Raw genomic sequence first — 8,766 nt, forward strand, 5'->3', positions numbered from 1 at the left:
TGACCCCTGCCGACAAAGCATATCTCCACCGTAGATCGCCCCCTACGAGATACTAACGAAATCAGCTGGGGCTAAACACGTACATCCGACCTAACATCGACAGAGCCCGATCACAACCCCACTACGGTGACGACTGGAATTATTCGCTGGTCGCAGAGCCTCGTGCTCGTGCGATCAGGTGTGCACTGACTTCCAGTAGCGACGATCGATCATCAGAACCCGATCGCAACCCCGTCCTTTCGCGGTTCGGTCGCGCCGGAAAGCGTGTCACCTCGGCGGCGAACGAGTTGTGCGCCGCCGAACATCACGGGTGGCAAGACGCCCACGTCGTGGCCCTTCCGCGCGAGTTTGACCGCGTTCGGAAGCCGATCCTCGACGCCGAGGGTTCCGTCCTCGCGGTAGCGCCAGCGCGCCGCGTCGAGTGCCGCCTGCGGGTTCATCCCGTAATCGACGAGGTTCGAGAGCACCTGCACGTGACCCTGAGGTTGCATGTAGCCGCCCATGACGCCGAAGGCCATCCAGTCGTCCTCGTCGAGTTTCGCGATCGCTGGAACCAGCGTGTGGAACGGCCGCTTTTCGGGCTCCAGACTGTTGGGATGCTCGGAATCGAGCGAGAACGATGCGCCGCGGTTCTGGAGTGCGATACCGGTATCACCCGCGACGAGGCCGCTTCCGAAGCCGGCGAATCGGGAGTTAATGTAGGATACGAGATTCCCCTCCTCGTCGCCGACCGTCAGAAGGACGGTGTCCGCATCTTCGGCGTTGGCGTTCGGCACGCCGACGTCGGGGTTCTGAATCGGCGACGAACCGATAGCCTGTGCGCGTTCACTGGCGTACGATTTCGACGCGAGCGGGGGTACCGTCTCGTAGTCGGGATCGGTGATGTAGTGGTGGCCGTCGACGAACGCGAGTTTCATCGCCTCGGTGAACGCGTGAATCCGCTCGGGCGAGTCGTAGGCGTGCTCGCCCGCTCCGATCTCTTCGGCGATGTTCAGCGCCTCGAGGGCGATGAGTCCCTGGTTGCTCGGCGGGAGTTCGTAGACCTCCGCGCCGTTGTAGGTCGTGCTGACGGGGTCGACGAACTCGGGTTCGAAGTCGGCGAGGTCGGCTTTCGTCATGAACCCGCCAGCGGACTGGATTTCGTCGACGATCTCGTCCGCAATCGATCCCTCGTAGACCTCGTCGGCCCCGTTCTCGGCGATCTTTCGCAGAGAGTCGCCCAGTTTCGGAAGCGTCACGGTTTGTCCGGGGTCCGGGCTCTCGTCGTCGAAGAGGTACGCCTCTCGGGCGTGGTCGTCGGTAAACAACCGCTCGGCACCCTGCCAGTGGTGAGCGATCACCGGGGAGACGGGATACCCTTCGGTGGCGTAGTGAATCGCCGGCTCGAGCACGTCGGAAAGCGAGCGCGTGCCCAGTTCCCGTACCGTGGCTTCCCAGCCGCGAGCCGTTCCGGGAACCGTCACTGCGTGCGGGCCGAGGAAGGGCATCTCGAGGTCGTCGGCACTCGTCCCGCTGTCGACGGCGTAGCCGCGCGAGTCGGGATAGTACCCCTCGAGCGTCTCCTCGTCGGCCGCTGCAAGGGCGTCGGTTACGTTTTCGATCGTCGCGTCGGCCGGCGCGTGGCCGCACGAACGCATCGCGCCGACCTCGCCGTCTGCGGTCCGGTAGAGCGCGAAGACGTCGCCGCCGAGTCCGGTCGAGGTGGGTTCGACGACGTTGAGCGCGGCCGCCGTCGCGACGGCTGCGTCGAAGGCGTTCCCTCCGTCTCGAAGAATCGAGAGCCCCGCCTCCGCGGCGAGTGGCTGGCTCGTCGCGACCATCCCGCGGTTTCCGTACGTGGTCGACCGTCTCGAGTCGAATCGGTCAGGATCGATATCGTCGTTCACACTCGAACTTCGTGTGCCGGGACTAAACTACGACGGTAGCGGACAAAGGCTCGCCGTGAACACGACCCGGTCGTCGGTTTCGTTTCGAGCCCCGTGGATGTCGCCGCGCTCGTGGTGGACGACGCCCGGCGCGTCGATCGACTCGCTCTCCTCGCCCCGGATAACGGTTACCGTCCCCTCGAGCACGTGAAAAACGTTCGTGCTGTCGGCGTGCTCGTGGGGCTCGAGTTCCGCGTCCGGGCCGAGCGCGAACGCCTTGACGAGCACGTCGTCCGTAACGACCAGTTCCGCCGTTTCGATCTCGCCGTCAGCCGGGTCGAGATCGGCAACTGCTGTGGCGTATTCATCGAGTGACATACCCGTCACTTCGTCGCGCCGTCCCTAAAACGTGGTCACTCGAGCGAGAGGGGAACGTGTGTGGCCCGGTACTCGTATTTGTCTTCGTTTTCGTCATCATTTTCATTTTCGACCCCACCGTCGAGCACATCGATCGACGCCACCTCGCGGAGTCGAATCCCGCGTTCCATCTTGGTCACGACCGGCGTGTCGTAATGGTCCGCCTCGTACTCGAAGGGGTTTCCCTCCCCGAGACGGCGGGTGACGAACTCGCGGTGACGCTCGAGTCGGGTCCGGCCGACCGACTGCGACAGCCCCGGGACGTCGGCCATGCGATCGTCGAACAGTTCGACGAACCCCTCTTCAAGTTCCGAGCCGACGGAGTTGCGGCCGGCACACATCGCCGCGAGCGTGGTCGTCCCGGTCCCCCAGAAGGGGTCGAGGACGGTATCGCCGTAGGCCGAGTACATACAGATCAGTCGATACGGGATCTCGAGCGGGTAGGCGGCCGACCGATCGCGGAGATCGTCGTCCTCGAACTGGAGCTGTTGGAGTTCGCCCTGGACTTCGGTCCAGACGTCCGAGAACCAGCGGTTTCGCTCCTCCCAGAAGTAGGCGGCCTCGTACCGACGATCGGCTCCGGGCTCGAACGACCGACGCTCGCTGCCCTTACGAAACACCAGCACGTACTCGTGTTCGAGGGTGACGTACGCGTTCGGCGGAATCATCCCGCTACCCATGAACTTGGCGGCGCTGTTGGCCGGCTTGCGCCAGAGGATATCGGGAAGCGGGTCGAAGCCGCGGGACTCGAAGGCCTCGAGAACGCGCGCGTGGTTTGCGTACACCCGAAAGCTGTCGTCGAGCGATCGGGTCGCGTCGCCGACGTTGATACACGCGATGCCGCCGTCGACCAGCACGCGCTCGAGTTCGTCCCAGACCAGATCGAGCTGGGCGTGCATCGCTTCGAACGCCGTGCGACCGTCGCCGGACGCGAGCGCGTCGCCGATGGCGGGATCGAGGCCGGTAAAGAGGTCGTCCCACATCTCGATCATCGGGTACGGCGGGGACGTGACGGCGAGTTCGACGGACGAATCGTCGATCGCGGCGAGCTCCCGGGAGTCGCCGACGAAGACGCGGTGGATCGTCTCCATTGAGTTCACACTGTCGGCGTCGCCCTCTTAGCTCCTTCGTCAGGGCGGCCGATGCCGTCGGCTCGTCGGCGTTGGGAAAAGGTGAAAGAATCGGCTCGGCCTTCTTGCTCCTGCTGTCCGGACGCTGTTTACTCTTCGTCCATCTCGTCGCCGTCGTCCGTCTCCGTTCCGACTTCCATCTCGTCGTCGCTCTCTTCGTCCGCATCTTCATCGAGGTCGTCGCTCGTCGCCGGTTCGAACTCCTCGATCGGTTCCCACTCCTCGTCCTCGCCCGACGAGAAGCGACGGCGGAGAACCGCGATTCCGGCGAGCAGACCGGCAGCGAGCAGAATCCGCGACAGACGGCTCGAGCCACCTTCGTCTTCCGTCTCGATTTCGGTTTCGGACGCCGACTCCGACTCTGCTTCCGACTCCGTCTCCATCATCGACTCCTCGTCGCTCCCGGACGTCCCGTCGACGACGTCGTCGATGATTTCGGGTTCGTCGATATCCTCGAGCGACGTCTCCTCGAGGTCCGGTGACTGGCGTCCGGCGAGAAAGCCGAGGGCGGCACCGGCACCGAAGAGGGCGCCGGCGAGCGGCAGACTGCGCTTGCCCCCCGATGTGCCGTCGGCTTCCTCGACGGCTTCGAGAATCGAGTCTCGCATCGACGAATCCATTCCCATTCCGACTGCTTCCTTGACGACCATCTCGGACACCGTCTTGTCCTGTTGTTTGTTCTCGGGCATAATCGCTGACGACCACATCCCCGCAGATAACTCTGTCCAACGTTTCGATCAGGTAAATCGTTTCCCGACAGTTACACGCCGGCTAACGTCGTCGAACTGGTCGGGTAACCGATACCTACTCGACCAGCCAGTTCCCTCGAGGGGGAAACGAAGCACAACGACGGCTCGAGCGAAAACTGATCACAGGTAGCTACTGAGACAGGAACATCGGTGAAACGCTCTCTCAATCGGTGCCTGAACGGGTGGCTCTCCGTTTCGCAATGGACTGAATCGGAGTACGACCACCAAATCACCAATGCAGCGGCTATCGTAGCTGCTGAAACGAACGACGCACAGATCGTAGAGCTGTCATGCGATCGGTGTGGGGTGACGTTCAGCAGCTACGATAGCGCGCGACCGAGGGGTCTGTCGACTGACACTATGGGTTCGTGAAACGAACTATTACTCGCGTATATACGCTGTAGCGGCGGCCGCATCGTTACGAGTCGATTACTATGAGAGGTAATGACTTCCATAACGAAAGGGGTGGCCTGAGAGACACAAGTATGAGCGTCATTCGTCAGCCCGGGGTCCTCGGGCGAACGACCCAACGACGCGTCCTCGGCGTGACAGCGGCGCTCTCGGCTGCAGCGGTCGAAGCGGTGGCCGTCGGCCTCTGGTTTACCCTCGTCGTCGGCACCCGGACCACGTCGACGGCGCTTGCGGGACTCGGCATTCTCTTCTGTGGCTCGCTGCTCAGGGCCGGCGTTTTCGGTGCGACCGTCAGCGAGGTGGGCGATCTCTTACAACCCCGCCGGCTGGGCGCTGCACTGGTGGCGACCGGCGGCTGGATCGTCTGGTTGCTCATCGCCGAACGGATCGGCAGCGTCCTCGGACTCATCGTGGCGACGATCCTGCTTGCCGGTATCCTCGTCGGACAGTTCGAACTCGAGCGACACGTCTTTCGCCTCCGATCGACCTACGGAACGGCACGGACGCCGCTCATTCCCGCGCTGTTGCTGGCCGTCGGCGCGTCGACGCTTCTCGCCTCGGCCTGGTTTACCGATTGGGCGGTCGCCACGCCCCCGCTGGCGCTCGAGGTTACCACGCTCGTAATCCGGATCGAAGCGCTTCAGGTCGGCGTCGTCGTCTTTGCGCTCTTTGCCTTCCTCGCCCATCAGCAGCGGTTCGAGCGACTGCTCGATCCCTGAGCTTCGCACCCGGCGACGAATAGTGACACCGCGCCCTCAGTTCCCTACCGACTGGCCCCGTTATTTCCCTTCGGCGCCGATATTCTGATCGCTCTCGAAGGAATCCGGATCCGGTTCGATCGTCGCGTACTGGACCGCTCGTCGACCCAGCACGACCACTCGTTCCTCGAGTTTCGATTCGGCGAATTCGCCGTCCTCGAACGCGGAGTGGGAGTTCGCGATGGCGACCTCGTGGGGGAGTACCCACGCGTTCAGCGCCCGACAGACCGAGCGCATGTGCTCGAGGGCCGTCACGGGGAACGCACCCCCCGAAACCGCGAGTAGTCCGACGGTTTTGTCCCTGAACTCGTCGAACCCGCAGTAATCGAGGGCGGTCTTCAGCGGCGAGGAGTAGGACCCGTGGTACATCGGCGAGCCGAGGATGATCGCGTCGGCCGCTTGCAACCGAGTCGCCAGTTCGTCCGCATCGCCCGCGTCCTCGCGGTCGCGATCCGCGTCGAAAATCGGCAACTCGAACTCGCGAAGGTCGAGCAGTTCGGTGCTCGCTCCGGCTCGTTCGGCGGCCTCGAGCGCTCGCTCGAGGGCCGCGTGGGTCGTGCTCGCGTCCCGGAGACTGCCACAAACTGCGACGACGTGTACGTCTGCCATGGGCGTACTGTAGAGCGCAAGACGCAAATAGGCCGGCCACCCAGCGTTCGCCGTCGAAAACGGAGTCGATTCGACGCTTCATACCGATTGCTGTAACGATTTACCGGCACAACCGCCGCCCGGGTCGCGGTTGCGCCAGAACTGACGTACAGTAAACCGTATCAGTGACTGGACGGTCGAAAGCCGGTCCCGATCACCGTTGCAACCGCGCGACGAGTTCGCCGTCGGAGTCGCTGTCGCCGCCGCTGGCCCCGTCGCCGCCCTCGAGTTCGACCAGACCGTCGTCCGCTAAATCCTCGAGCAGTCCCGCGAGCCAGTCGCGACCGTACTCGCCGTCGGGTGCGTAGTCGACGCGAATTCGGTGGCCCAGCGTATCGAGTTCGAGTTCGTCGTACTCCCGCAAGGTGCCGATAACCCGACCGCGAAACTGTCGGCGGCTCCCTTCGAACGCGGGCTGGGTAGGGACGTCGGGTGCGGTGAAATCCCCGCTCGCGTAGGCGTCACACCACTCGCGCCACGGACATGCGACCTCGTCACAGCGGGGCGTCTGCGTGCAGGCGACGCCGCCCAGTTCCATGATCGCGTTGTTCCAGATCCGGGACTCGTCGGCGGGCATGAGGTCGTTCGCGGCCACCTCGAACGCACCCTCGTCGTCGGGGATCGAAAACGCGCGGTAGGTGACGCGCTTGACGTTCGTGTCGACGACCGCGTCGCCGTTGTTGAACGCGAAACTCGCGACAGCGTTTGCGGTGTAGGGGCCGACGCCCATCAGTTCCTGCAGTTCGTCCGGCGTCGTCGGAAACTCGCCGCCGTATTCGTCTTCCACTTGCCCGGCCGCCTCGTGGAGGTACTTCGCCCGGTTGTTGTAGCCGAGGCTGTGACTCGTCCAGAACCCCACCACGTCCGCCCGGTCGGCCGACGCGAGGTCGGCCGTCGTCGGCCAGCGCTCGAGGAAGTCTTCCCACGCTTCGACGACGCGATCCAACTGGGTCTGCTGACTCATCACCTCGCTGACGAGGATTGCGTAGGGATCGTCCGTCCGCCGCCAGGGGAAGTCGCGGTGGTCGGCCTCGTACCACTCGATCAGGGCCGACCGAACGGCCTCGAGGTCGTCGGGGAGACTCCAGTCCCCGTCTCCGTCCCCGCCCCCGCCTCCGTCTTCGGCCTCGTCGACACCGCCGTCGCTCTCGCTCATTGATCCGACTAGCGACCCGGCCGTCTTACTGGTGGCGGTTCCTAGTCGACGGACGTGTCGCGTGACGCGACAGCCAACCGGCGACCGGACCACGAAAACCCTATCCCGTCGGCTCGAGTCTCCTCCCCTATGAGCCTCGACGATCTCAACGAAGACGTACAGGACACCTATCGCACGCTCGAGGACGAGCTCAGCGTCTCGCTCGACCGAGAGACGCAAAACGAACTCGCCCTACTCGAGGCGGCCCTCGAGCCCGAGGAGACGGACGAACTCGTCCGTCGGGCGATCCACATGCTCTTTCAGTCGACGGTCGAAACCGGCAAGCTCGACTTCCAGCTTCGCTCGGGGTACGACGTCACCTACGACGAGTATCTGTCGGGAATGACCTTCGAGGAGATGACCGGCGCGGACCAGTATCCGGCGATGGACGACGAGCGACGCTACCAGTTCTAACGTCCTCGATGGCGAACGACGGCCCGATCGCCCCCGAGGCGCCGCGCGTACAGCAGACGATTCGACTACCAGTCTCGAGACTCGAGTTGCTCCGAGAATGGGTTACGGACGGGCCCTGCCTCGAGAGCGTCTGCGGCCGGCGATGGAGAGAAGCGAGACCAGTGATGGTGAGATACGAGACTGGCAATGGTGAGTAACGACGACGACAATCGGTAACCGCTCCCGATCGAAGGGAACGCCGTTCAGCAGCGATCGTTCCGATTTGGCAGCCGTGCGGTGTCGATCCAGAACTGCGCCACCAGTTCCAGCGTCTCGAGGAGGGAATCGGAATCAGCCGGCGTTGACACGACGGCGTTCGCGCCCAGTTGATAGAGGGCGGACGCGGTGTCTGGCGTCGGCGAGTCCACCGTCACGACCACGGGAATCCGAGCGAGTGTCGTCGCCTGTCGCATCTCCTCGAGCACGGCCGTCCCGTCCGGACCCGAGTCAGGAAGGTCGAGTCGGAGAATCACGAGACACGGCCGCGGCGCGTCGGCGTACTCGCCGCATCGGTGGAGGAACTCGAGTGCGGCCTCGCCGTCGGACACGGTGTGGATCGTCGTCTTCGAGCCGTCGTTCGAAAACGCGGTTCTCGCGAGCCGAGCAGTTTCATCGGCTGGTTCGACGAGTAACACGTTCGCCGGATCGGCGGTCTTGCTTCGATCGATCATCGGTCACTCGCCCCCGGCGTGGACCGTCGATGCTGCACGGAACGTGCTTCGGGGCTCGAGGACGGTTCACGGCCCTGAAACCGGTGTCGTTCGCTCTCGATAGCGCAGGGATCGGCCTTGCCGTCGGGCCCGCTATCGATGTCGGCCCACCTCGGTTCGTGCTCGGATCTGCGGCCGCTCACTCGCCGGTGATTCGAACGGCGGTGGCGAACGTCGATCCGGGGCGACGAGTTCATGCTGAATTCGATAGTGGGCCACCGATTGTAAACACTTCCGTCCGCGGACAGCGTGGTGATCCGGTTTCCGAACCCAGCCGTTGCTCGGGGAGTGTCGGTAACGGCCAAAGAATCGTTGGATCGCCAGTCGTCAGTCGATAGCTGCTAGCGAGCGTGTCATAGAATCCAACTCATAGTTTGAGTTTCTCACGTCCTGGATCGTGTCCTCGCTCGTAGTTGGTGATCGCAATCGC

General features: G+C 63.8%; 9 protein-coding genes. 2 read left to right on the forward strand and 7 right to left on the reverse strand.

Annotated features, from left to right (window positions below; translation table 11 throughout):
• Positions 1 to 212: 212 nt before the first annotated feature.
• The 4 genes from GS429_RS15270 to GS429_RS15285 all read right to left on the reverse strand — a co-directional run bounded on the left by GS429_RS15270 (position 213) and on the right by GS429_RS15285 (position 4,101).
• Positions 213 to 1,886: a gamma-glutamyltransferase family protein gene (locus tag GS429_RS15270; RefSeq protein ID WP_328821425.1), complete on the reverse strand. Its 1,674-nt coding sequence runs from the start codon at positions 1,884 to 1,886 to the stop codon at positions 213 to 215.
• Positions 1,887 to 1,913: 27 nt separating this feature from the next.
• Positions 1,914 to 2,243, reverse strand: coding sequence for a cupin domain-containing protein (locus GS429_RS15275; protein ID WP_160066220.1), 330 nt, complete (start codon positions 2,241 to 2,243; stop codon positions 1,914 to 1,916).
• Between the two features lie 35 nt (positions 2,244 to 2,278).
• A complete protein-coding gene (locus GS429_RS15280; RefSeq protein WP_160066221.1) occupies positions 2,279 to 3,373 on the reverse strand; it encodes a DNA-methyltransferase in 1,095 nt (364 codons plus the stop codon).
• Positions 3,374 to 3,501: 128 nt separating this feature from the next.
• Positions 3,502 to 4,101: a hypothetical protein gene (locus GS429_RS15285; RefSeq protein WP_201294031.1), complete on the reverse strand. Its 600-nt coding sequence runs from the start codon at positions 4,099 to 4,101 to the stop codon at positions 3,502 to 3,504.
• Positions 4,102 to 4,646: 545 nt separating this feature from the next.
• Between GS429_RS15285 and GS429_RS15290 the strand changes: the two genes are divergently transcribed.
• A complete protein-coding gene (locus tag GS429_RS15290; protein WP_160066223.1) occupies positions 4,647 to 5,291 on the forward strand; it encodes a hypothetical protein in 645 nt (214 codons plus the stop codon).
• A 60-nt stretch (positions 5,292 to 5,351) separates the two neighbouring features.
• Here GS429_RS15290 and GS429_RS15295 read toward each other — a convergent pair whose 3' ends face one another.
• A complete protein-coding gene (locus GS429_RS15295) occupies positions 5,352 to 5,939 on the reverse strand; it encodes an NADPH-dependent FMN reductase (RefSeq protein WP_160066224.1) in 588 nt (195 codons plus the stop codon).
• Positions 5,940 to 6,132: 193 nt separating this feature from the next.
• Positions 6,133 to 7,134 carry an HhH-GPD family protein gene (locus GS429_RS15300; protein WP_160066225.1) on the reverse strand — a complete coding sequence of 334 codons (1,002 nt, stop codon included), beginning with the start codon at positions 7,132 to 7,134 and terminating at the stop codon, positions 6,133 to 6,135.
• Positions 7,135 to 7,263: 129 nt separating this feature from the next.
• Here GS429_RS15300 and GS429_RS15305 point away from each other — a divergent pair, with 129 nt between their 5' ends.
• Positions 7,264 to 7,587, forward strand: a complete 324-nt coding sequence (locus GS429_RS15305; protein WP_160066226.1) for a ribbon-helix-helix protein — start codon at positions 7,264 to 7,266, stop codon at positions 7,585 to 7,587.
• Positions 7,588 to 7,829: 242 nt separating this feature from the next.
• Here GS429_RS15305 and GS429_RS15310 read toward each other — a convergent pair whose 3' ends face one another.
• Positions 7,830 to 8,297, reverse strand: a complete 468-nt coding sequence (locus GS429_RS15310; protein ID WP_160066227.1) for a response regulator — start codon at positions 8,295 to 8,297, stop codon at positions 7,830 to 7,832.
• Between the last annotated feature and the right edge of the window lie 469 nt (positions 8,298 to 8,766).

Origin of the sequence: Natronorubrum halalkaliphilum, assembly GCF_009834785.1 — an archaeon.
Classification (GTDB): domain Archaea; phylum Halobacteriota; class Halobacteria; order Halobacteriales; family Natrialbaceae; genus Natronorubrum; species Natronorubrum halalkaliphilum.